A 24,305-nucleotide genomic window follows, 5' to 3' on the forward strand; every position below is an offset into this window, starting at 1 on the left:
CCTGAATAGCACAGTTAAAAGCGAGAAATTACCCTGAGCTACTGTAGTCACAGTTTATCTGTGTCAGCACAGTTTCTACGCGCGGCTAAGGTTGCGGCGGTAGCCACTCAGGTGCTATTTTCTGCAAAAAAGGCCGGGTAATCCGGGCAGCCTGGCCGGCAAAATCACAGTAATTTTCCTTCACCGTATTGGTGTTCATTGCCACCACTAATTGTAAGTCTGGGTAAAGTACTAACCAACTTTGCGCACCATCAGACACGCCGCCATGGTGCACAAAACTCACGGCATGACTCAGTCGATTTTCTTTATCGCAAAACAGGTGATCCTGGGAGAAATGACGCCAGCCCAGGGCATAAAGTTGCTCATTTACCTCACCGTTATTCAAGATCTGCGGTGTCCAGAACTCCTGCTGTAAAGCGGTAGGAATAAACTCCGGGTTAAACCAGGCAGAGCCTAATCTTGCTAAATCAGCAGAGCTTGCCACTAAGCCACCACCTGCCCATCTCTGGCTTAAATTCACCTGCCAGTGTTGTTTAGCGTAACCATCATGGGTGTGATAAAAGCTAACTCTGTTGGGTAAAAACTGGTCGGCATAGTCTGCTGACAACGAAGTTAATTGTAATGGTGTACTGACTGATCCCGCCAGATACTGCAAAAATGGCTGTTTAACGGCATTTTGCAACACGGCACTGGCCAGATTGATATCAAAAGAGCTGTAATGAAAGCCGTCACCCGGGCTAAATAACAATTCACTGCCATCAAACACAGTAAGTGCATGTTCTACATTGGTATAGTTACGTTGCTTCAAGAGTGTTCTGATAGCACCCATTCTATCTGTGTTCTGCTGATAGCCCGGCAATCCTGCGGTATGAGACATAAGTTGGCGCAAGGTAAAATCTTGCCAGGCTGGATTAGGTAAGTCGGCCATATAGCGGCTGATCGGACTATCCAGGTCAATGCTGCCAGCCGCCACCGCCCGGGCTAAGCTGGTGGCAGTAACTGCTTTAGAGGTACTGCCAATCCGAAACTGGCTGTTAATACTAACTGCCTGCTCTGTCGCCAGATTGGCGTAACCTACTGCGCCGACCCAAATAAGCTGGCCGCGCCACGCGACAGCGGCTGTCACTGCCGGAAACTGTTGCTCCTGCTGTGCCAGAACCAGTTCTGCCATAGCTTGCTCAGCCGCCTGTCTGAACTGTTGCGAATACACCTCGTTTTGCTGGGGCACCGCGACAGCTAATGGCATCCATCCGGAAAACCAGTACCCCACTATCGCTAGTCCGGCAACTAACAACAGACCCAGTACACTTAACAGTATTTTTTTCATTGGTTATGCTCCGAATTTATATTCTTTTTTTACAGGCAAAGTTTCGCCACCAGCCTCAAACAGACCTGTAATCACATTGATATAGGGTGGAAAGTTGTTAAGGTTGTCGTCGAATCATCAGAGGCTGGCTCCCTGTGCTTGCAGATAAGTCCGGATCTCTTCGGTGGAAGCCCGGCTGAGCGCGGATCGTAGTTCCCGGCCGTCCATTAGCGGTGCTTCAACTTTCAGATTTACTCTGGCACCGACACTCACCAGATATTGCACCATTGGCAGATCGCCAATAAAACTGGCATTGATCAGCGCGGTTTCATCTGCCAGCACCACCGCATTGACATCGGCACCGGCCGCTATTAATTGTTGAGCCAGTGTCAGGTTGCGCCGTTGTACTGCAATAATCAGCGCATTGCCATCGCCTCTGCTGCTGGCATTCACATCAGCACCCGCTTGCAGCAAAAGGTTAATCACTTCAGTATTTTCATAACGTACTGCCACCATCAGTGGTGTACCCTCGCCCGGCATGGGTTGATTTAGCAGATCCCCTTTTTTAATCAGCTGCTGTACGGTTGGCAAATCGTTCTGCTTTATACTGTGGGTCAACTGATCTAGTGGCCCAAGCTGACTTAGCTTTATTTGCCCATATTGTTTGGGGAGTTTGGCAATTTGCCAATGCTGTGTCAGGCTATAAGTTAGTAGCAGCACCACAGCTATCGTGGTAAGCATCGCAGCAGCCACCGGCGTTATTCTGCCAGTGGAGCCCTGTAATACCGTACTGATCCGCCGCGCCAGCAAAGGCTGTTGCTGCCAGGGCATTGCCAGTATTGCCGGCTGAGCGGTGACAATTTTCATATTACAATCGAGCAATGTCTGAGCATAACGATAAGGCTGGCTTAAACCCGCAATTACGGCAGCATCGCAGCTTAATTCCCGATAACTGTTTAACTGGCGGGTCAACATCCGCCACAGCGGACTGCAGCAGCAGACGATCCCTGCCAGCTGCTGTAAGTAAAAAGCCATTAGATCACGACGCTGCCAGTGCATCCTTTCATGCTCAATGACATGCTGTAGTTGCTCTGCAGATAAGCTATTCAGCCATTGGCTGGGTAACAAAATCCTGGGACGACGCAAGCCAAGCAACATCGCGCTGCTGATTGCCGGGTGCTGATATAGCTCAGGGTAACCGGTTGCAGCAGCTGGCCGGAACACCGGCTGCGCCTGCTCCCATAACCGGTGGCTGAGCCGGTAACTTTGGTAAAAACGATAACATTGCGCCAGACAAACTAACGGCAATAACAAAAGTAACCACACCGATGGCGACAGTAAATAAAACAGTTGCGGCGTCAACGCCCAGCGTTGAGCTATTTCTGTCGCAGCCTCAGCGGTAGCGAGCTCAGAAAATGGCAATTGTGCTGAAGGTTCGGCCTGAAGGGGTAATGTAACCACGTCACTGCCAAGCCGTTGCGACTCAGTGGTGCCCTCAGATGTAAGCGTTAATATCAGCAAAGGTAAGATAAACAGCAGTACGCTAAGGCCGGTCCAGCAACGCAACATAAGTTGCGGTGCAGGTTGCCACCGGCTTCTGCCAAGCCAATACAGCCAGGGTACCGTTAGCGCAGCAATCCCCAGGTGGAGCAGTAAATAAAACAGCAACCAGCTGAATTCATACATGCTCAGCGCTCCTGCTTTTCCGTAGTCGCAGCATGCTTGGCCTGCGCATCAATTTGTGCCTGCAATTCCTGCTGCAGCTCTGCGGGCAGTGGCTGCTCCAGTAAATGCTGTGCCAGCAAGGTAGGTGACCCAGCGAAAAAACGCTTTAGTAAAACGGTCAGAGCCTGGGTACGCGCCTCCTGTTGCACAGTGATTGCCTGATAAATAAAGGCTTTACCCTGCTTTTCACATTGCACATGGCCTTTATCGAGCAAAATACGACATAACGTTTGTACAGTGGTATAGGCTAATGCCGCTTGCTTGTTCAATTCAGCCGTAATGGTTTTCACAGAACAAGGACCATGCTGCCACAACACCTGCATAACTTTTTGCTCAGCACTGGTTAGCTCGGTTGATTTTTTCCTGACCATACCTAACACCTACTAAAGAATTAGTTTTAAATCTAACTGAACAGTAAACGTCTTGCAACTAATAGTTTAGTTTTTAACACTTCAAGTAAAAAACAGCTATTGCGGCGCCAGAATCATAGAATAGATTTTATCCCCGGCCAGTTTGTTTATGCCGATATCAATGGCGTGTTAGTGGCGACTAAGCAGTTGCTGTAGGAAGTCTCTTCCGTTCTAGCCGGTGCAAAAGGCAAGACCTGACCCCGAATCCCTTTATAGCTTTTTTGCTGGCTGGGTATGGTATTTACGCCACCATGCCACAACGGTTGCAATGATAAAGCGGCTTACCCAGGAAAGCAGCGCTAACGTGGCTGCTATGATTAGCGGCAGGACGCCACCAAAGGTAAAGGTCATTGTCAGTACAAAACCGGTAATAAACTGAACTCGGTATATTGGCAACAATAACGCGCAGCCAAACAGACCAAAGAATGCCGCTTCTGTGACAGCGGCTGCACCCAGCGCAAAGGATATTGCTATTGCTGCGCCATACAGCATGGCACCGAAAAATGCTGGCAGCATATTAACCGGTACACCGGCCCACCGTGTTGTCACAGCCGTTTGGTTGCGGCAACTTAAGCCCAGCATCACCGCGAGCAGCGGCAATGTAATCAGCTCAAACCAATTTGAAATTTCCGGCAAGTCGGCACTATTAAGCAGGTGATGGCTTTTTATACCGCCGCTGACATGTTCAACACTAAGATGCACGATAGCCAATAACAAACCGGCTACTGGCAGCCACAACGGGAACCGCGGTTGAATACTCATTTGCGTCCCTGCTCCATATTCGCACCCTTAACTATCATCCACAGACTTAACGACAGCTCGGCAATTAATACCGGCAGCATAATGGCGGGAAACAGTAAGGCTGCGATGCCGGGTGCCAGCAACAGTGCCAGGCTGTTAACCAGATAACATACGCCGGCCAGTGCTAGCAGAGCGCCCAGCAACCTAGGGAAATAAGCTGATTTAATAATCAGATAGCCACGGATAACGCAGGCCAGCGCGAAAAATAGCAAACCGATGGCAAAACCATAATTATGTAGTTGTATTGCCGTGTACGACAGCGCGCTTAGCTGCTCCGGCGAAAACGCGCTTAAATACGCCGCGCCACTTAACAGCAGTAGCGGCAGCACCAGACACAGTTTATTTGCCACTAGCACCGCGGTTTGGATCAGGTTAAACGCTGTAGCCGTTAAATTAAGGGCAACATTAACCTGCTTAAATAGCAGATAAAACAGCACAATTATCGGGATGTCGAGCAGATGCATGCAAAGATCGGCCACAATGCCGCTACGCCAAAACGTATCTGCAGCGCCAATTTGCGCTGCAGTTGCAATAGCATCGCCGGCAACAACCAGGCTGCCACGCACTTGTGTTTCAGAAAACAAACCTAAACCAATAATTAACAAATAACAGCAGCCAGCAAAACGCACATAGCTCTGTGACACCACAGCACTAACTGAACTCATGTTATACCTATGCTTGTTAATGACATAATTTGACGCTGCCACAGCAGCTATCTGGCAACATGATACTGCACCGAAAAACGGGTTTTGCCTACAGGGCTATTGTTACAACTTATGTTTGTGGAAATATTTGCGTGACTTGGGTGATATCAACCTAACAGTCACCTTCGCCGGGGTAGACTTTATCCCCGGCCAGTTTGCTTATGCCGATAATAATGGCGTATTGGTGGCGACTAAGCAGCTGCTGGTTTGAGTTTACATAGCATATTGCCGACCTGCCCTATGGTATTCATTTATCACTACGTCTGAAAATTTATGCTTGGCATTTTTACTGCTCTATTTATAATAAGTCACTTATAAAAAAGTACCATCTAAAAGAGATTTTCTAACATGCGCTGTCGGATTAACGGACTTTATCTACTGATTACCGTGTTACTGCACATTTTCGTGTTTCAGGTGAGTGCTGAGGAAAACGATTTTACCCTGCACATTCATGTGCATTACCCGCAAAAAGAGAACCAATGGCAGGTTATCTATCAATTGCCGATAGCGGTGGATCATGTCGCTTTTAGCCGCAACAGTAATTTTGACCGGCGTGACCTATACCAAATTGACCCGGCAAAATTTGTCTGGGATAAAGCGGGCGATGTGTTGCTGATAAAAAGCATAGACGGCAGCAAGTTCACCTCACTTGAACTGAGCTTTAATTCTTACTATGACTTTATCCAGAAAGACTATACCCACAATATAAAATATACCGATGGCAGTTCGCTGCTCTATACCAATCATCTGGCGCTGGGCGCTAACATTATTGATGACACAGCGATAAGCCCAATTGGCGCCTCTTTTGCTGGCACCCAATTCCACTTTTATGCCCCCGGGCAAAACATTGTATTTCTTGGACAGCACTACAAAGATCACGCGCAGTGGACTTTAGAAAACGAGGGTACTTACATTTACTTTGGCACTATAGCGCCCATTGAAACCGCTAATATGCTCGCTATTGTTGATCCCAAACTGCCACCATGGGTATGGGCTCACACTCAGCAGTACTTTCCAAAGCTGTTTAACTTTTATCAGGAAAAAACCGGCCAGGCGTTAAATTTTAAACCGGTGGTGTTTTTTAATTTCGACCAGCTTAGCGGCGACTATGCTAATTACAGTGGTGGTACCTTAGATGGTCTGGTGCAACTGACGATAAACGGCAAGCGCTGGAGTGAAGAAAACGAAGAGCAGTTCAACACACTATTTTTCTTCTTAGCGCATGAGGCTGCCCATTTCTGGAACGGCCAGATGTTTTCCTTTGCAGAGCAAAATCACGCCTGGTTACACGAGGGAGGCGCGGATGCTTTTGCCAATTTGGCTATGCTGGAATTTGGCCTTATCAATCATCCACAAATGCTGCAACAATTCGAAGAAGCCGCTAACAGCTGTGTCTTAAACAAAGGCGCAGAGTCGCTGGAGCAGTCCGCCAGCTTATGGCGATATCGCAATTACTACAACTGTGGTGCCGCCATGGCATTAGCCAGCCATGTTGCCATACAAACAACAGCACCAGAAAAATCTGTGTTTGATGTCTGGAAAGCAATATTCAAATCCAATGCCACAAGCAGAACCTACAATCAACAAGACTATTTTAATCAGTTAACGCTGTTAACCGGCTCAGATAACTTATCAGAAGCATTCGCCAGATTTAGCCACGATACTGATTTGGATAATCAGGCCGAGCTGGCATCCTGGTTTCAGCAAACCGCTATAGCGGTGTCATTATCAGAAGCGTCATTATTAGAAGATCATCCAACAGCGATAACCCAGCATTGGGGCCAGCAAGTTATTGCTAGCCTTATGCGGATGCACTGTAAATCAATAAGCTTTAGCAAAGCTGACGACCACGTAAAAACGTACCCGATACCATCGTGTAAAGCCTTCGAAAAGAACATGGAAATCCAGTACGTTGACGATTTTGACATACACAAGCAAGGTATAGCGGCGTACCAGTTATTCCACGAAACGTGCACAAATGGCGGCAAGGTTGTATTAAAGAACAAAAACAAGCAATCAGAAGCTGAAATTGCCTGTATAACTGTCCCACCAAAGATCAGCCCCTATATAAGGCTGGCAACAAAAGCAGCAGGTTAAATTAACGCTCCAGCCTGTTTGGCGTAATTTAAATTTAAATGGTAGAGCAACATTGTGATGAGTTTGCACCAGTTTGACGGTAATGCCAGCATTACCGAAGTGTCACCGGGCGTGTATATTGACATTAATGGCCACCAGCTTTCACCGCAGCAAGTGCGCCAGGTGGTTACCCCGCACGATTTTACGGTAGCCAATGCTCTGGTGGGTCGCGCGCTGGCAAAGCCCTGGATGCGGTGCTTATCGCTTTACTTACCTCTGGTAGCTTGCTAGTTCTGCTGCCTGTGGCGGCTTATCTGGCCTTTCGCTGTCATTTGCAACATAAACACCGGCGTAGAAATACTGTCATTGCCATTGCGTTATTATCGTTGTTTTTACTGCCGTTAGTGCCCGAAAAAACCGACGAGCGCAACGACTACAAAGTTAAGGCGGGTTTATTAATTGCAGCAAGCGCCATTGCGCTTACCAAGACAGAGTGCAATGCCGAGTGCGCTGATAAGCAGCTAGACAATATCAGCGAGCAATTACGTGGCAGTAAGCTCACTGATGATGAAATTGACAGCATGGTTACAGACTTGCTCGAGGACTTAATACTGACACCGGCAGAGCAGCAGGCTGCGCTGAGTAACGTGATGAGCAATATTAAAGAGCATCGCCAACAGGCCGCTGGGCAAGCTACAGAGGCGTTAATTCAGCAAACCACTGAGCCCGAATCAAACACCTCCTGGTGGCAACAGTTAGCACAATCGGATCACAGTGCTCTTAAATGGCTGCAAGGCATCTTAACCGACTTAGGCATTGGTTTTGGCTGTTCACCCTGTTTATCAGTTGGAATGGTGGCCAAACCCTTGGCAAAGCCGTTATGGGTATAAAAGTGGTGCAGCTAAATAACACACCGCTCTCGTTGTGGCAGGCATTTGGGCGCCAGGGCGGCTACAGCGCAGGTTTTGCAACCGGGCTGCTGGGTTTTATCCAAATATACTGGGACCCAAACCGGCAAGCTATTCAGGATAAAGTAGCCGACACCTTAGTACTTAAAATAAGTACTTAAAATAAGTACTTAAAATATAGTGCCGGTGATTAATATAGAATGCATGGATCAATGGGGTCAGATTATTTGATTCTTGCTTTCGCCGTGCCGTTCGCCAAACTTTGCGCTAAGCTGCTTTACAACTTTAGCCAACCGCCGGATATATGATGCGCATGCTGTTTACTCTTTCAGGTTATATACTGGCGGGCTACTTTTTGCTGTGCCTGGCGTTGTATCTGCTACAGCGCCAGTTAATTTATTTCCCGGTACCGGCACAATTGCCGCCAACCGATCCGCTGGTGCTGCAACAGGCCAATGCCACCGTGCTGGTAAGTCGCAAATCTCATGAAGGCAATAAGGCGCTGATGTATTTTGGCGGTAATGCCGAGGATGTTAGTGTGTCTCTGTCGGAGTTTACCGCAGCTTTCCCCAACCATGCTATTTATCTGATGCACTATCGCGGTTATGGCGGCAGTAGTGGCAGGCCCTCAGAGCAAGCACTGGTCGCAGATGCGCTGGCGCTGTATGACCAGGTGCATAGCAAACATAGTGACATTACCGTGCTGGGCCGTAGCCTGGGCTCTGGCGTTGCGGTGCAGCTGGCGGCACAGCGCAAAGTAACCCAACTGGTGTTAATTACGCCTTTTGATAGCCTGAGCGCCCTGGCCCGCCAGCAGTTTCCGGTATTTCCGGTGCAATGGTTGTTAAAAGATACCTATAACTCTGCTAAGTATGCGCCAACTATTAACAGCCCCACCCTGATCTTAATGGCAAAACAAGACGAAATAATAGGCCGTGCGCGCAGCGAGGCACTGTATCAGGCTTTTGCCCCCGGCGTGGCCACGCTAACCCGCTTTGCCGGCAACCACAATAGCTACCTAGCCGCCAGTCAGCTTGCCGCTTCCATCAGTAGCGCGGGGTCATCATTTTTTATTGGTGAAAAAGGCGTAAAACGATAAACCTACCGGTTCGGGTAGTTAAGCTAAACCTCATGTTTACAAGGAGAAAGCAACATATCAAATCAGCCATTGCTTCAGCCCACAACGCTGTTAAAATCACTCAACAAGGTTTGCACAGTACCCTGGTGCCAAAGCAGCGCTACAACAGGGTTAATCGGATGAGTTATGAATAAAACCAGCAACGGGGCGCAGGCCTATCAGCAGCAAGAGCAGGGCTATCGCGATAAAGCGTTAAAATTGTACCCTTGGGTGTGTGGCCGTTGTGCCCGCGAATTTGTGCACTCTAATTTACGCGAGTTAACGGTGCATCATGTGGATCACAACCACAGTAATAACCCGAGTGATGGCAGTAACTGGGAATTACTGTGTATTTATTGTCACGACAACGAGCATAACAAGTTTCACGAATATATTATGTATGGCGGCACTACCGAGCAAAAAGTGACAGCAGCAACGCATAACCCTTTTGCTGATTTAAAAGCGTTACTTAATAAACCAAAGTGATATAGCAACGTGACAGTAAACAACACCCGCCCTGGTATTAGCGGTGGCATATCGCTAAAAAAATTCGACCTGAATAAAATACCGAAAAACCGCTGTCGCGGTCGGTAAGTGAGCTATTACTGATACTACTGCCATACCAGTGGTGCTCAATGCACCAACGGATCATGCCGGCAAAGACTGCACTGTCTGACTCGTCAAAGCCAACAAAACGGTGCCGGTGATACCGGCAGATAAATATCTAAGTAGTGTCATTTGATGGTCCTGCTTATTGCTATTAGTCTGAACTCGCAGCTTAGTATACTGTCTGGCTAATTACTGTAACCAGATGTCATCCGTTTAATCAATATAGTCAACTGACTACTGTAAGTTAAACACCTTGCACTAAACGGCAGTATTTTATACGGAAAATTGCCTGTTACACCCTGCAAACTAGGGAAATAAATCGCAATTAAACCAGCACATTCTGCTACATATTGATTAGTATGCACGCTGTTAATCGGTGCCACCCTAGCGGTAATTGCACTTATGGCCAGCCTCCTCATTGAAAAGGGTTATTTATGTTATTTACCGGTGATTTAACAACCGAATGTCCAATCCGACAAAAGATCCGCGACTATTACCGTATCGATGAAAACCAGGTTATAGGGCATCTTTTACCGCTGGCAGAAGTGGGCATGAAAGCACGCAGCAGGGCTTGGGAGCGGGCGCGGCAAATTGTGCATAACATTCGAAAAGATCAGGATGGCCAAGGCGGTATAGACGCACTGCTAAACGAGTTTTCGTTGTCCAGTGAAGAAGGCGTGGTATTAATGTGTCTGGCCGAGGCATTGCTGCGGGTACCCGATAAGAAAACTCAGGAATTATTAATTCGTGACAAACTGGCCCATGGCGACTGGAGCTCACATTTAGGCAGCAGCGATTCTCTGTTTGTAAATGCCTCATCCTGGGGTCTGTTAGTTACCGGCAAAATGGTGAACTATAACGATACCAACAAGGCGCAGCAGTTTGGTATTTTGAAAAAAACCCTTGGCCGCTTAGGTGAGCCGGTTATACGTCGCTCAGTAAATTTTGCCATGAAAATTATGGGCAAGCAGTTTGTCATGGGCACTACCATTGACGACGCCATTGACCGCGCGGCTGACACCGAGAAAAAAGGCTATGTCTACTCCTATGACATGCTGGGCGAAGGTGCCCGCACCATGGCAGATGCCGACCGCTATTACCAAAGCTATTTAACGGCGATACATGCCATTGGTAAAGCAGGTAAAGGCCGCGGCCCGATTAAAAGCCCGGGCATTTCTGTTAAGTTATCCGCTATTCATCCGCGGTACGAGTTTAGCCACCGCGAACGGGTAATGACTGAACTGGTACCAAAACTAAAAGCCCTGGTGCTAGTGGCCAAAAGTTACGATATTGGCTTTACGGTTGATGCTGAAGAAGCCGACCGTTTAGATATTTCACTGGATATTATTGAAGCGGTATTCAGCGACCCGGAGTTAGGCGACTGGGGTGGTTTCGGTTTAGCCGTACAGGCCTATCAAAAGCGGGCTATTTTTGTCATTGAATGGCTGGCGCAATTAGCGCGTAAAGTTAACCGTAAACTGATGGTGCGGCTGGTAAAAGGCGCTTATTGGGATACCGAAATTAAAACCACTCAGCAAGATGGTTTAGCGCATTTTCCGGTATTTACCCGAAAAGCCTCTACCGATGTGTCCTATAAAGCTTGCGCCATTAAATTGCTGGAAGCACGTGATGTATTGTATCCGCAATTTGCTACCCACAATGCGTATACCGCCGCAACCATTTTAGAAGTCGCCAAAGGCGACAACACGGGTTTTGAATTTCAGCGACTGCATGGTATGGGCGAGTCGTTATTTGACCAGATTGTCAATGAAGAAAAAATACAGTGCCGGGTGTATGCCCCGGTGGGCGAGCATGAAAACCTGTTAGCCTATTTAGTGCGGCGCTTGCTGGAAAACGGTGCTAACTCGTCATTTGTGAATGCCATTGTCGACACCTCCCAGCCGGTTGAAGCGTTGCTACCCGATCCGGTTGAGACTTTGCAAAGCCTGCGTAACAAATACAACACGCAAATTAAAATGCCTATCGATTTATACGGCGCCGAACGTGCTAACTCTAAAGGCATGGACTTAACTGACATTGACAGCCTGATGCCATTTAAAGCCAATTTAGATAACTGGCTCAGTGAGCACCTACTTACCAAAGAGCAACTGCCAAAAGATGCCATAGCCGTTAAAAACCCAGCCAATCATCAGGAAATTATCGGCCATGTTAGCTTGCACAACACCGAGCAAATGCAGCAACTGTTAACAAACGCCGATAACGCCTTTAGTAGCTGGTCACAAACCCCTACGGTTGAACGGGCAAACTTATTACGGCGAATTGCCGATATTTTAGAGCGTCATCACGACGAATTGGTAGCCATTTGTATTAAAGAAGCTGGCAAAGTGGCGCAAGATGGTATAGACGAAGTACGTGAAGCAGTTGATTTCTGTCGCTATTATGCCGCCCGCGCTGAAGAGCTAACTAAAGACGAGCGGTTTGAACCGCGTGGCGTTATTTTATGTATCAGCCCCTGGAACTTCCCACTGGCTATATTTTTAGGCCAGGTGGCTGCAGCTATTGTTACCGGTAATACTGTCATTGCCAAACCCGCTGAACAAACCAGCTTAATTGCGCTGCGCACCATTGAACTGATGCACACCGTAGGCTTGCCCGAGCATGTGGTTCAAGCGGTAATTGCCCGCGGTAGTGACGTGGGTAAAACCATCGTACCTGACCCTCGCATTCAGGCAGTGATGTTTACCGGCTCTACCGACACCGGCACGCTTATTTCGCAAACTCTGGCCGCACGAAACGGTATTCAGGTACCGCTAATTGCCGAAACCGGTGGCCAAAATTGTATGATTGTTGACTCTACTGCCCTGCCAGAACAGGTAGTAGACGATGTTATAAGCTCTGGTTTTCAAAGTGCCGGCCAGCGCTGCTCCGCACTTAGAGTATTATTTATTCAAGAAGATGTGGCCGATGGCATTATCGCTATGCTCAAAGGCGCCTTAAAAGAACTACATGTTGGCGATCCCGCCATGCTTAGCACCGACATCGGGCCAATCATCGACGCGAAAGCCTTAAAAAGCTTAAATGAGCATGTTGACTACCTGAAAGATAAAGCCACCTTGCACTATCAATGTGACATTCCGGATAATACCGCACAAGGTGCTTACTTTTTTGCACCACGTTTATATGAAATTAACGATTTATCGGTCTTGAAACGGGAAGTATTCGGCCCTTGCGTGCACGTTATTCGTTTTAAAGCCAAAGATTTGGATAACGTTATTGACCAGATCAACGGTACCGGGTTTGGATTAACCATGGGCGTGCATTCCCGTATTGAAGAGCGCTGTGAGTACCTGGCAAAAATGTCACGGGCGGGTAATGTTTACATTAACCGCAATATGATTGGTGCTATAGTCGGGGTACAACCCTTTGGTGGCCGTGGCTTATCTGGCACCGGCCCTAAGGCAGGTGGCCCCAACTACTTACTGCGGCTGGTAAAAGAAAAGGCTTCACCAGACAATGTACAAATGACCAACTTGACCCCGGATGAGCTGAATTTACATCACAACCCCGATGCCGAAGCGCAAGTGCAGCAGTTAATGGCAAACTCACTGCGCGATGAAAAAACCTGGCGCGCCACTGCCTTAAACGATCGTATTTCAGCGGTTCGTCAATTGCTGGCCAAAATTGCTACTGTCGATATTATTGACGAGCTGGCCGACGATTTAGGTTCAACTTTAGCTGATGCCAGAGCGCAGCTAAACCGGCTGGAAAAACACATGCGTAAACCGACTGTTTTGCCAGGACCAACCGGCGAATCAAATACGCTGCATATTGAGCCCCGCGGCTGTGTGGTGTGTTATGCCGACAAGAGCACGTCATTTAACTTCTGGGCAATTTCAATTATTACCGCTCTGGCGGCGGGTAACACGGTAATTACCGTCGCCTCTGAGCTGTTTTATGAAGAAGCCATGGCCTTCAAAGACAAGTTTATTGCTACCGGTGTAGCCAAAGGGGTGTTTCAGGTTGCTAAACCGGATCAGCTGCAGGCAATTTTGGCTCATCCGCATTTAGCGGGAGCGGTTGTCGCGGCGCGCTCATCCCGCTTAGGTTATTTTAGCCAGCAACTGGCTGCGCGTAAGGGCGCCATTTTACCGGTGATCAGTGCCGAGTATTACGACACCCTGATTAAACGCTTAGTGACTGAAAAAACCATCAGCATTGATACTACCGCCTCTGGTGGTAATACCTCGCTAATGACCATGGTAGAGGACGACGAGTCATAGCTTAAAACCTATGCTCATAGGCAAGGAAAAGGGAAAAAGGGGTCGGAGCTAATTAGCTTCTACCCCGCTCTGCCTCTGGCCTGCCCGGCCCGCATTTGCCTAGCAGAACGCCCAACATTTTCTCAATTTCTGAGCGAAAACGCTCGCCACCCAGCGGATAATTATGCGTTAAGCTCTGGCGGATATTATTAAGGACAACTGTGCTGAGTTCGGTTGAAAACAACGTCTGGTAAATCGGGTATCGGCTTTCGCTATTATCGCCCAATCCAAGGTACAGCGGGTAAGGTGTTAGACAGCTAATTGGCTTGCCTGTATTACAGAGCCACTGGTTATTCTAAAAATACTGACTCACCTCGGTAAAAAATATTATTCATTGGCAAAGGCAACAACTTTACTGCCGCCTCTGCGAGCACCACCAGTGACCAGCGCAGCACAGCAAAACAACAAACCTATTTAAAGCGGGCCAGCGATCAAACCTATACTGCCACGATGCAAGGATGTTGAGGTGGCAACAGCACCATCACAATACGGGTGATGTCAGCCGGGCCAACCTTGAGGCTAATCGATACCATATCGGCATAGATGAAAACACGTCTTTGGGAAGTTCGTGACTGGCTGCAAAATCATTCAGATACATCTGCTCCATTTTCCGATTGAACTCCTGATCGCGTAACAACGCAAAAATTTCAAAGTTCAGTCTCAAAGACCGGTTGTCCAGATTAGCAGAGGTAACAATGGAGTAATTGTCATCGACAAGAATCGTTTTGCTATGCATAAATCCATTGGAATATTTGAAAAACCTGACTCCGGTTCGCATGGATTGTTCGAAATAAGTATTTGCAGCAAATGAAACCAGTTTGTTGTCTGTTTTGTCTGGCAGCAGTATCCTCACATCAACACCTTTCAATGCGGCGAGCTCAAGAGCAGCGACTATGGCAGAGTTTGGCACATAATAAGGAGTCGAAATCCATACTCTTTTCTTGGCGGAATTGATGGCTTGTAAAATGAGCATTTCTGCCGTTTCAAACTTATCTGCAGGCCCCGTCGCTATCGTTATTGCAACAGCATCACCTTCGGGGTTCGCTGCCGTTTTCCAGTTAAGATCAAGCCATTCACCACTGGCCCACTTCCAGTCTTCGAGAAACGAAAGTTGCGCTTCCATTGCTGCAGGACCTGAAATCGCAATATGCGTGTCCCTCCAGTCTCCAAATTCCTCAGATAACCCCAGATATTCATTGCCAATGTTCAGCCCACCCACCAACGCTTTTTGACCATCAATCACAACTACTTTTCGGTGGTTCCTGAAATTTATCTGGAATATACCTGTGCCTTTATCAAGATGGCCAAAACTGGCCACCTCAACGCCCGCTTCGATCAGTTGCTGCTGGTAGGCATTTGACAATTTACGACTACCAAGCCTATCAAAAAGAAAATATATTTTGACTCCCTGGCTGGCCTTTTTGATCAGCAAGTCTTTGAAATGTTGCCCGAGCTCGTCATCTCGTATGATATAGAACTGAAACAGCACATAGCTCTTTGCGGACTCAATAGCTTCGGTCATCGCCTTGAACGTAGCGCGCCCATCAATCAAGAGTTCCAGCTTGTTTCCTGTGGTGTAAGGCAAGCCCTTGAGTTTTTCCACCAAGCTTCGTTCTTCATCGTCATTCGAGCCTACTTCATTTTTTCGCACGTACTCATACACTTCAGCCAGTTTCTTTTCGGGATCTTCCAAGGCCGAACGGTAGGCCTTAACGTAGCCGTCATATTCACTTTTCCCCAGTACCCAGTAGGCTGGCACGGCGACATAAGGGAAGGTATTCAAACTAACCACCCACGCTATTGCGCCTTGAGAACTGCGATCACTCATCACCGCATGAAGTGAAGTCAGCGCCCCAACCAAATGTGCCAGAAACAACAAAACTGATGTTGTTACTATTTTGCGTTTGCGGCTCCACGGAGGACGTGGCTTGTCACGCCGCCAATTTTTGGCAGCAGTAAAGATTTTTTGGATTGAGTTTTTAAACGGGTAAGTGGTTGGCACAGTCTGCTCCGGCAAGTTATATTCCACTCAATCTTCAGGCGCATCTGCTGGCTTGGGGCCCAGCCCCTCAAGTCTGGGTTTGAAAGCCTTGTTAAATCCATTATGTAGAATATTGATAATGGCTTCAAAGATACTGGTTTCCGTTTCTCTGACCGTGCACTAAATTTCAACACTAGTAGCAAACTGATTCTCTGATTGATTTTCGAAGATATTTTCGATTGCCCCCGCAAACGCTTGCCAGATCGCTAATAGTCCGGATTCATGGGGTTTCATCACATCATTCTCCCAACTGAATATCTGCACATCTTTGAACATGGGCTACGAGTAGCCTCGTCACTCCCGGTTTCGGCATCAAGCTATGCATAGGCTTTGAAAAAAATCATTCACAGCGGCCAAATTAACATCCACAATTTTAAGATGCAAATCGAAGTCGCCCAACATATTCAATGGCGTAAACTCGCACCCTGTTTACAAGTACCATATAACGATGAATTTGGCACTTGAGTAAGGACCAATGCGCCTTCAAATCCCACTCCCACTTTCTTAGGTCTCAGGCGTTCGCAAGAATTGGTGGACCTCCTCTATCTGTATTTGAATCATTTCGGAAAAAGGGGGCGGAGCTAATTAAAGACACTTTTTATTAATACTTTGTATTTCAATGTCTTGCAAAGGCATGGCGATTATTAGCTCCGACTCCTTATTCGATTTACAGTTGACAAGCCCCTAATAAGAAAACAGAATGTATTACTTTTTTAAATAAACGTTAATTGTTGCCGCACGAGCAGTGACATAGGTGCCATAGATGTGGATGGAAGCGGAAATTCCCGAAGACTTAAAACCACTATTATTCGACGGCCAGCTATTTTATGGCAAATGGGGCGAGCTGTTTTTTGCCAGCAAAAACCGCATCACATACGTTGATTTGCCCGACTCTGCAGTAGTAACAGCGGTGTACAACAATATTTATGGCGGCTATTTTCTGCAGGATATCGAACCCACCTGGCAGCGCGACAGCATTATGCGTAACTTATACCGCTACGCCAAACCCTGGGCAACCGACTTATCTGGCCTGGACAACAACCAGTTAACCACCGAGCTGCTAACCCTGTTTCAACGTGACGAGCTTAGAGTATGGCGCCTTAACGACGGCTGGGCAAAGCAACCCATAAGCTCCGGTAATGGTGACTATAGCGCTGCGGGTAGTGTAGACGCCGACAGCAATGCTGCGGCCCCGCCCGAGCTAAGTAAAACCAAGCCCAGAGGTGGTGGCGTGGCGGCAAATGAAACGGTTCAAGCTAAAGCGGCAGTGCATGAGGTGACAAGCACACAGGCAGCTGCGGCCAAACCTACACCTTCTAAAAAAGTTGAACCCGAAAATCTTGAGCATGCCCAACATATTCTGGCAGAGCGGCGAAAGCAAATTGAGCAAAGTGGTTTTCAGCCCAAACATTCTGATGCTGAATTGCTGGCAATGGCAGAAGCTGGTGATATCGCCAATGACCGTTTTCTTGTTCGCTTGATAAATAAAAGCGCTGAAGATATTAAAACGTCTACACTCGGTTTTAAGCGCCCCACAGACAGAGCTCCATACTGGGCAACGACGTTTGATATGGCTGAGGCAGCTGATACCGATCCAGAGCTACTAGCATGCATATTGGGTATTAAAGATTATTCTCCTGACAACGAGTATTCACTCGTTGTTATTGATACACACAACATGCCGCCGAAAGCTGAACGACAAAGTTTTGTGCCAACATTCGATAAGATGTCAGCGTTTTGTAACAATGAGCTGTCTGCAAAAGAGCTAGGCAATATTGGTGATGTATCAGCAGTATTAAATGAAGAATTTTCTGTAGAATACGAAGCTTTCATGGCGGATTATGCAGCTACCGGAAAAAGTGAACACAACGCCGATGCAGTGAAAGAGCATTTGATGACAATAAATGCCGATGATGAGAAAATCAACAAAGTGATATTACGACATAAGATTCAATCTGAGTGTGGTGCTAACTCTTTGTATTCAGGTAATGGTCTAACAAAAGTCAACAGCAAGAATCGCTATGGTAAAAATGTTCCTCAACAATTTGGTGTGGCCGAAACCTTTACCTTCGAACGTGATCCACTAATCGTTAATGAGCTAGGCTCATCTGTAGCCATATTACCCGCCAAACCCCTCAGAGGCTAAGCTATGTTACTACATACAGACAATTTACCCAGTGGCTACCAAGTTGAAGCTAGTATGGATTATTTACTGTTTGACGACGAAAAGCTGTTTGTTGTTTCGTCAGACAATGATTTGATTTTTATTAAAAAATCTCCATCACCATATAAAAACAGACAGGATGAACCGGGAATATTATTGTACCAAACTGAGTTTCCGCGCATTGCGGCGACTTGGTTAATTAACGCTATCGAAAATAGGTTATGGCGCTCTGCCGCTGAAGGTGGCGAACCTTCTGGGAAAAACTCAGTGACAGAGGTAGTTGAGGGTGAAGAGTTGTCCGTACGTCGCGTAATGGCGGTTGGTGACGACCGCAGTAAAGGTTTTGTCCTCATAAATGCCAGCCGTGACAACTTAAAATTTAGAGAAGATTTTCAGGAGATCCAAGTATCCGATCGGCTGCTAAAAGAAGGTGGTTTGTTAAATGTACTTCGTCAGTTGTAACTTGCAGCGCAATGGAATTGGCAATTAATCGCGCGTAACCGCAGCGAACTACTTAACCCAAAGGAAGGCTGTTCCTAATCCAGTAAATCACTCTGACCCATTTTTCTTTTATAGTGGACGCAGGGGCAGGCAAGTTGAGAATACTGACTTCACCGGCTTCAGAGATCACATCCCTGTGCCCCTTTAGCCTGTGCAGCATCCATACTGCTGTTACATAAATACGCCAACCAACCTGCCCTGATAAGACCAGATTACTTCAACACTTGCAGCAAATTACTTCGCTCATCTGTCCAGCTAACATCTGGTTTTAACGCCGATGGCCATGGGCTAAGTGCCTGCTGAACCAGCGGTTGGTTAATAAAGCGTTGGTTATTACTAATCAGTACCCACTCTGCTGCCGGCTGAATACCGGCAGCCTCAGTAGCAATAAAATAGGCTTTAAACCCCAGCTTCGCTGCCTGATTTCGCAGTAAGCTGGTTAAATCCAGATAATTATTCGAGACATGCACCGCCAGCACGCCATCGCTTTGCAAATGCTGCCAATACAGCTGCATCGCTTCAATAGTGAGTAAGTGCTGCGGAATGCTGTCGCTACTAAAGGCATCTAATACCAGAACATCAAATTGTGCCGGCCCTGTCGCCAGCTGAGCAGCTAACGTTAGCCTGGCGTCACCCACTACTATTTCAATGTTAGCCGCACTGTCTTTAAGATAACTAAAATACTCAGTGGCTACCTTTATTACCGCGGGGTTCAGTTCATAAAACAGCATACTGTCGCCGGGCTTACCGTATACGGCCAACGCGCCGGCGCCCAAACCCACCAGGCCAAATTGTCGTTGCTGCAACTGGTTAATATTGCGTGATAAAGCTGCTGGTAAAAAATGTTGCATCGCCAATGCCGCACCCGTGCCTTTGCGGTAATAACTTTGCGCGAAACCCGATAGCGGAGCCTCAAGATATTGTGCACCATGACTGGTGGTGCCATCAATAAGTTGACGCTGAAGTTGCCTCTGACCTGCCGGGTCAGTTACCGTTAAATCGCGCACTATTAGGTTGCCATAAAAATTTCGTTCACTATAAATATTATGCTGGCCCAACTGCCATTCTAAGCCAATAATACTTAACGCAAACAGCATAGCGCCGCTAAGCCATAACGCCTGTTGCCAGCGAGGCTTGGCATTTTTATCTGGCAAAACTAGTAACAGATAAATGGCCAACAAACCCAGTAAAAACTCCCAATACTGGTTAAATAACAATGGCGCTAATACATTAACGGCGGCGCTACCCAGCACGCCACCGGCGGCCAGCAGCAAATAAAAACCAGTTAAATACTGCGGCTCTGGCTTTAAGCGGGCCAGTTCGCCGTGGCACAGCATACAACCGCTAAATAAGATCAGCAGGTAAATCAACAACTGCGAAATTAAATCAAATTGGCCGCCAAGGTAAAATAACAACAGCGCAAACACCATACCGAGGCAAAACAAATAGAGCCACACACCGCGTTGATACCAAGTTGGTTTATTAAACACCACAATATAACTGAGTAGATATAAGCACAGTGGCAGTATCCACAGAAATGGTACGGGCGGCACATTTTGGGTAAGCTGTTGGGTAACCGCCAATAGCAGTACCACGCCACAAGCCGATAACGCCAGCCAGCGCAGCGTATAATGTGAGTTCACTCGCGCACTCGCTGCTCGCCAACTGCGGGGTAACTGCCCCAATTCACGCCATATAAGCAACAAACAACACAAGGCAAATAACACAAAACCGGCTACCCAATACTGGCGTTGTGCACTCAGGCTTAATAACGGCTCTAACAGAAAAGGATAAGTCAGCAAGCCACCCAGTGAACCAACATTAGACAGCGCATATAACCGATATGGCGAGCGCAGCGGAAAACGCCCGGCAAACCAGTGTTGTAATAACGGGCCGGTGGCCGACAGCAACAGATACGGCAAGCCTACCGTTAGCGTCAACATCAATAAAATGGCTAATAACGGCGATGCCAGCAGTGCAAGGTTAATATTGGCTTGCCACAGTAACGGCAAACTAGCCAGCGCCAACAGTAACAAGCCGCTATGCACCACTCGCTGCTGCGGTGGTAGTAAATAACGACTCAGCAAATAAGCATAACCATAGCCCGCCAGCAATAGGCTTTGAAAAAACAGCATACACGCTGTCCAGACCGCCGCGCCGCCACCAAAATATGGCAGCAACTGTTTTGCCAGCATCGGCTGCACCAGAAACAACAACGCAGCGCTTAACAAAATGGTCAGGGGAAACAAAGCCAAGGCACACTCCACAACATAAAATATACAACACTGTTTAAAGGCGCCAAGCCTATACAAAGGCAGGCTTGCAGGCAAGTAGCAACAATAACCCTAATACCCACGTCGTATTTGTCGTGTCGCCCTGCTTGGGGTAGACTCCAATCCTTTTTAAAAGAATAACGCTGCGTAAAGCGCACAGTAGTTAATCAAAGTTACACTTATGGGAATGTTTAATCATGGGAAAATTTAGAGTACCTCACACCCTTACTCTGCTGTTTGCAATGATGATCCTGGCAATGATCGCTACTTGGATAGTGCCGCAGGGCGCCTTTGAGATGCAAACACTGGAATCGGGCCGTCAGGCGGTAGTGCCTGGCACCTTTACCCTAGCCGACACAAAAAACTACATGACGCCTTGGCAATTACTTACTGCCATACCCCGCGCCTTTGCCAGCGCACAGGACGTTATTTTCTTTGTGATGATTTTAGGTGGTGTATTATCTATTGCTCGCGCTACCGGCACTGTCGATGCATTAATTGGCCGCATGCTGGAGCGGTTCGGTGAAAAACCACAAATTTTAATTTTTATGGTGGTGTTCTGCTTTGCAATGGCCTCAAGCTTTATTGGAACCGCCGGTGAATATATCCCCTTCGTATTGATTTTAGTGGCCTTGTGTAAAGCCATGCGGCTGGATGCGATGACGGCAGTCGGTATGACCGTCGCCGGCTACGGCATTGGTTATGGTGTGTCAGCAGTTAACCCTTTCACCCTGGTCATTGCCCAGCAAATAGCAGAACTACCGCCACTGTCGGGCAATTGGTTACGCTTTGCCATCTTTTTACCCTTTGTATTAATTGGCTTTCATCATGTGTGGAGTTACTCGAAAAAAGTGCTGGCTAACCCGGCTAATTCCATGGTGGCCGACCTGCCCTGCCCCCTGGGCGACACTAAAGCCGTTGCTTACCCAACACTGGCGCTAAGCCATAAACTAATATTAAGCAGCTTTTTGGCCACTATTGCTATTGTGGCCTATGGCATTCGGGTGCATGGTTGGTATCTGTATGAACTGGGTGCCTGTTTTCTGGCCTGGGGCCTGCTAACCACTGCCATTAGTAGAATAAAAGTTGATGTTGCCGCCCAAAAATTTATTGATGGTGCCATGGAGCTTACCACTACCGCTATTTTAATCGGGATAGCACGTGGCATTTCACTGGTGATGGAAGATGGCCAGATTTTGCATTCATTGGTGCATGGTATGTCTTTGCCATTATCTTATGTGGGCGCCGAAGTGGCGGTAGTTGGCATGCTGATCATTCAAACCTTGCTGAATTTCTTTATTCCATCGGGCAGTGGTCAGGCCTTTGTCACAATGCCATTAATGGTGCCGCTGGCAGATTTACTGGATATTCCACGCCAGGTAGCGGTATTGGCTTATCAGTTTGGTGATGGTTTTTCTAATATGATCATCCCTACCAATGCCATTTTAATGGGTATTATTGGTATTGCCGGCATTCCTTATGGCCATTGGTTCCGTTTTTGCTTGCCCCTTATTTTAAAACTAATGTTGGCAGCATCGGTGGTGCTGGTGCTTGCCGTAGTATTTGATTATGGTGCTGATGTTCAACCGCCATCGGTGCCGTTAGCTGGTAGTCAACCAATTACTGAGTAACACTATGAGCCAAACCCGGCAAATTGCTGAAATTATCCTGCACGGTTTTCGTAAGCACTTTCAGTTATTTCAAAAAGTAACGGCGAAAGCGAAACAACGGTTTGAACAAGCTGACTGGCGCGCCTATCAGCAAGACAGCTCTGAACGTATTTCGTTTTATGACCACAGGGTTGCAGAAACTGTCGCTGCGCTAAAACAGACCATGCCATCAGACTACTTAAATGAACCCCTGTGGCAACAGGTGAAACAGCAATATTTACAGTATCTGTTGTTTCACCCGCAGGCAGAGCTGGCCGAAACGTTTTATAATTCAGTTTTTTGCCGCTTGTTTGCCCGTAAGTACTATCACAACCAGAATATTTTTGTTGAATCCACCCTAAATTTACAGCATCTACCGGCGCCCATTTCCTCGGTTTATCAAAGTTATTTTCCAGCGCAGGATGGTTTAAAACAAAGTATCCGACAAATTGTTGCCGATTTTGCTTTTAGTACCGCCTTTATTCATCTGGAGCGAGATATTCGGTACATTGTGAAAAGCTTTATTCAACAATCCCTGCACGGCCGCTACCCGGTGCATCAAATTCGCTTTGATATGCTGAAATCGGTATTTTTCCGCAACAAAGCAGCTTATATCGTCGGCCGTGTAGTAACACCCGATGGCCAGCAACCGTTTATTATTCCACTGTTGCACCAGCAAGGTGCCGGTTTGTATCTCGATACTTTACTCACCGAGCCGCAGCATATGAGTATTATTTTTGGCTTCTCGCGCGCATATTTTATGGTGCAATGCCCGGTACCCTCGGCGCTGGTGCATTTTTTACGAGAGCTATTACCGCATAAAACTTTAGCTGAGCTTTACGCCAGTATCGGCTTGCATAAACAGGGTAAAACCGAGTTTTATCGCGAACTATTAAACCATTTGACTAAAAGCCATGATCAGTTTGTCGCAGCGCCGGGCATTCGCGGCATGGTAATGATGGTGTTTACCTTGCCGTCATTCCCTTATGTTTTTAAGGTTATTCGCGATAAGTTTGCTCCTAGCAAAGAATTTGACCGGGCTACCGTTAAAGCCCGTTATTTACTGGTCAAAAAACATGACCGGGTTGGCCGCATGGCCGATACGCTGGAGTATTCTGACGTGGCCTTACCAAAAAACCGCTTTACCCCTGAGTTGCTGCAAGAATTAACCAACACTATTGGCCAGTCGATGCAGATTGACGGTAACTTGGTGATCATTAAACATATGTATATTGAACGACGCATGATACCGCTTAACCTCTACCTGGAGCAGGCAACAGATCAGGAAAAAGCCGATATTATGCAAGATTATGGCAATGCAATTAAAGAAATGATTGCCGCTAATATTTTTCCCGGCGATATGTTGCTGAAAAATTTTGGGGTAACCCGGCATAAAAGAGTGGTGTTTTACGACTATGATGAAGTGCAGTACTTACTGGATGTGAACTTCCGTGCCTTTACCAAAACAGACAATTTTGAAGACGCCATAAATGCCGAGGCAAACTGTTGTGCAGCGCCTGGCGATGTATTTCCGGAGCAAATTGCTACCTTTGTTACACCCCAGCCGCACATTCGTCAGCTATTATTTAGTAAACATCCTGAGCTATTAGATGCGGCTTACTGGCGCGCCAAGCAACAAGCCATTCGCGAAGGCGTAGTAGAAGATATTTTTCCTTACCCCAGTAAGCTGCGGTTTTGCCAGCGCTATACTAATAGCCAAGAATAATTATGGAGCACATAG

The 24,305-nt window shown here is 47.2% G+C and carries 18 protein-coding genes and 1 pseudogene; 12 read left to right on the top strand and 7 right to left on the bottom strand.

Translation table 11 applies throughout. From position 1 onward, the window contains the following. Window positions 1-85: 85 nt before the first annotated feature. From VT06_RS09055 to VT06_RS09075, 5 genes are all read right to left on the bottom strand, one after another. Window positions 86-1,327: a serine hydrolase gene (locus VT06_RS09055; RefSeq protein ID WP_046553978.1), complete on the bottom strand. Its 1,242-nt coding sequence runs from the start codon at window positions 1,325-1,327 to the stop codon at window positions 86-88. 117 nt (window positions 1,328-1,444) lie between these two features. After that, complete coding sequence (locus tag VT06_RS09060; protein WP_046553979.1) at window positions 1,445-2,992, bottom strand: M56 family metallopeptidase; 1,548 nt, start codon at window positions 2,990-2,992, stop codon at window positions 1,445-1,447. Window positions 2,993-2,994: 2 nt separating this feature from the next. Further along, window positions 2,995-3,402: a BlaI/MecI/CopY family transcriptional regulator gene (locus VT06_RS09065; protein WP_046553980.1), complete on the bottom strand. Its 408-nt coding sequence runs from the start codon at window positions 3,400-3,402 to the stop codon at window positions 2,995-2,997. 249 nt (window positions 3,403-3,651) lie between these two features. After that, window positions 3,652-4,203, bottom strand: a complete 552-nt coding sequence (locus tag VT06_RS09070) for a hypothetical protein (RefSeq protein ID WP_046553981.1) — start codon at window positions 4,201-4,203, stop codon at window positions 3,652-3,654. Beyond that, window positions 4,200-4,907 (bottom strand): DUF4386 domain-containing protein, encoded by a 708-nt coding sequence (locus tag VT06_RS09075; protein ID WP_046553982.1) that lies wholly within the window; start codon window positions 4,905-4,907, stop codon window positions 4,200-4,202. The genes VT06_RS09070 and VT06_RS09075 overlap by 4 nt, the downstream gene beginning before the upstream one ends. Window positions 4,908-5,034: 127 nt before the next feature. Between VT06_RS09075 and VT06_RS18725 the strand changes: the two genes are divergently transcribed. From VT06_RS18725 to putA, 8 genes and pseudogenes are all read left to right on the top strand, one after another. Then, the gene (locus tag VT06_RS18725; RefSeq protein ID WP_255353033.1) at window positions 5,035-5,157 is read left to right on the top strand and encodes a hypothetical protein; all 123 of its coding nucleotides are present in this window, start codon (window positions 5,035-5,037) and stop codon (window positions 5,155-5,157) included. A gap of 137 nt (window positions 5,158-5,294) precedes the next feature. Next, window positions 5,295-7,043: a hypothetical protein gene (locus VT06_RS09080; RefSeq protein WP_046553983.1), complete on the top strand. Its 1,749-nt coding sequence runs from the start codon at window positions 5,295-5,297 to the stop codon at window positions 7,041-7,043. Between the two features lie 57 nt (window positions 7,044-7,100). After that, window positions 7,101-7,313, top strand: coding sequence for a hypothetical protein (locus tag VT06_RS09085; RefSeq protein WP_046553984.1), 213 nt, complete (start codon window positions 7,101-7,103; stop codon window positions 7,311-7,313). Further along, window positions 7,277-7,912 carry a hypothetical protein gene (locus tag VT06_RS18460; RefSeq protein ID WP_200897946.1) on the top strand — a complete coding sequence of 212 codons (636 nt, stop codon included), beginning with the start codon at window positions 7,277-7,279 and terminating at the stop codon, window positions 7,910-7,912. Before VT06_RS09085 ends, VT06_RS18460 begins: the two co-directional genes overlap by 37 nt. Further along, window positions 7,807-8,091, top strand: a complete 285-nt coding sequence (locus VT06_RS18465; protein WP_200897947.1) for an RDD family protein — start codon at window positions 7,807-7,809, stop codon at window positions 8,089-8,091. Before VT06_RS18460 ends, VT06_RS18465 begins: the two co-directional genes overlap by 106 nt. Before the next feature lie 344 nt (window positions 8,092-8,435). Next, window positions 8,436-8,927, top strand: a pseudogene (locus tag VT06_RS18840) (alpha/beta hydrolase); the annotation flags it as partial. A 267-nt stretch (window positions 8,928-9,194) separates the two neighbouring features. After that, window positions 9,195-9,533: a YajD family HNH nuclease gene (locus VT06_RS09100; RefSeq protein WP_046553986.1), complete on the top strand. Its 339-nt coding sequence runs from the start codon at window positions 9,195-9,197 to the stop codon at window positions 9,531-9,533. A 557-nt stretch (window positions 9,534-10,090) separates the two neighbouring features. Next, window positions 10,091-13,897, top strand: coding sequence for a bifunctional proline dehydrogenase/L-glutamate gamma-semialdehyde dehydrogenase PutA (gene putA / locus VT06_RS09110; RefSeq protein WP_046553988.1), 3,807 nt, complete (start codon window positions 10,091-10,093; stop codon window positions 13,895-13,897). Window positions 13,898-14,417: 520 nt separating this feature from the next. Here the strand turns inward: putA and cls are convergent. After that, window positions 14,418-15,938 (bottom strand): cardiolipin synthase, encoded by a 1,521-nt coding sequence (cls, locus tag VT06_RS09115; protein ID WP_161795039.1) that lies wholly within the window; start codon window positions 15,936-15,938, stop codon window positions 14,418-14,420. An 802-nt stretch (window positions 15,939-16,740) separates the two neighbouring features. On the opposite strand from cls, the gene VT06_RS17550 reads away from it, so the two are divergent. Both VT06_RS17550 and VT06_RS09125 read left to right on the top strand, forming a co-directional pair. Beyond that, entirely contained in the window at window positions 16,741-18,123 is a 1,383-nt protein-coding gene (locus VT06_RS17550) for a hypothetical protein (RefSeq protein ID WP_052750213.1), read from the top strand. A gap of 3 nt (window positions 18,124-18,126) precedes the next feature. After that, a complete protein-coding gene (locus tag VT06_RS09125) occupies window positions 18,127-18,603 on the top strand; it encodes a hypothetical protein (RefSeq protein ID WP_046553989.1) in 477 nt (158 codons plus the stop codon). Between the two features lie 251 nt (window positions 18,604-18,854). On the opposite strand, the gene VT06_RS09130 is transcribed toward VT06_RS09125, so the two are convergent. Then, a complete protein-coding gene (locus tag VT06_RS09130) occupies window positions 18,855-20,897 on the bottom strand; it encodes a spermidine synthase (RefSeq protein WP_235357394.1) in 2,043 nt (680 codons plus the stop codon). 215 nt (window positions 20,898-21,112) lie between these two features. On the opposite strand from VT06_RS09130, the gene VT06_RS09135 reads away from it, so the two are divergent. Both VT06_RS09135 and aceK read left to right on the top strand, forming a co-directional pair. Then, window positions 21,113-22,546, top strand: a complete 1,434-nt coding sequence (locus VT06_RS09135) for a YfcC family protein (protein ID WP_046553990.1) — start codon at window positions 21,113-21,115, stop codon at window positions 22,544-22,546. A gap of 4 nt (window positions 22,547-22,550) precedes the next feature. After that, window positions 22,551-24,290 (top strand): bifunctional isocitrate dehydrogenase kinase/phosphatase, encoded by a 1,740-nt coding sequence (aceK, locus tag VT06_RS09140; RefSeq protein WP_046553991.1) that lies wholly within the window; start codon window positions 22,551-22,553, stop codon window positions 24,288-24,290. The last annotated feature ends 15 nt before the right edge of the window (window positions 24,291-24,305 follow it).

The sequence above is a fragment of the Arsukibacterium sp. MJ3 genome, from assembly GCF_000987765.1.
Classification (GTDB): Bacteria; Pseudomonadota; Gammaproteobacteria; order Enterobacterales; family Alteromonadaceae; genus Alishewanella.

Coding starts and splice junctions, on each gene's coding strand:
- putA (WP_046553988.1), top strand. CDS start 10,091: ATGTTATTTACCGGTGATTTAACAACCGAATGTCCAATCCGACAAAAG.
- VT06_RS09100 (WP_046553986.1), top strand. CDS start 9,195: ATGAATAAAACCAGCAACGGGGCGCAGGCCTATCAGCAGCAAGAGCAG.
- VT06_RS17550 (WP_052750213.1), top strand. CDS start 16,741: ATGTGGATGGAAGCGGAAATTCCCGAAGACTTAAAACCACTATTATTC.
- VT06_RS09065 (WP_046553980.1), bottom strand. CDS start 3,402: ATGGTCAGGAAAAAATCAACCGAGCTAACCAGTGCTGAGCAAAAAGTT.
- VT06_RS09060 (WP_046553979.1), bottom strand. CDS start 2,992: ATGTATGAATTCAGCTGGTTGCTGTTTTATTTACTGCTCCACCTGGGG.
- VT06_RS09070 (WP_046553981.1), bottom strand. CDS start 4,203: ATGAGTATTCAACCGCGGTTCCCGTTGTGGCTGCCAGTAGCCGGTTTG.
- VT06_RS09085 (WP_046553984.1), top strand. CDS start 7,101: ATGAGTTTGCACCAGTTTGACGGTAATGCCAGCATTACCGAAGTGTCA.
- VT06_RS09125 (WP_046553989.1), top strand. CDS start 18,127: ATGTTACTACATACAGACAATTTACCCAGTGGCTACCAAGTTGAAGCT.
- VT06_RS09075 (WP_046553982.1), bottom strand. CDS start 4,907: ATGAGTTCAGTTAGTGCTGTGGTGTCACAGAGCTATGTGCGTTTTGCT.
- VT06_RS18465 (WP_200897947.1), top strand. CDS start 7,807: ATGGCTGCAAGGCATCTTAACCGACTTAGGCATTGGTTTTGGCTGTTC.
- VT06_RS09080 (WP_046553983.1), top strand. CDS start 5,295: ATGCGCTGTCGGATTAACGGACTTTATCTACTGATTACCGTGTTACTG.
- VT06_RS09135 (WP_046553990.1), top strand. CDS start 21,113: ATGGGAAAATTTAGAGTACCTCACACCCTTACTCTGCTGTTTGCAATG.
- VT06_RS09055 (WP_046553978.1), bottom strand. CDS start 1,327: ATGAAAAAAATACTGTTAAGTGTACTGGGTCTGTTGTTAGTTGCCGGA.
- aceK (WP_046553991.1), top strand. CDS start 22,551: ATGAGCCAAACCCGGCAAATTGCTGAAATTATCCTGCACGGTTTTCGT.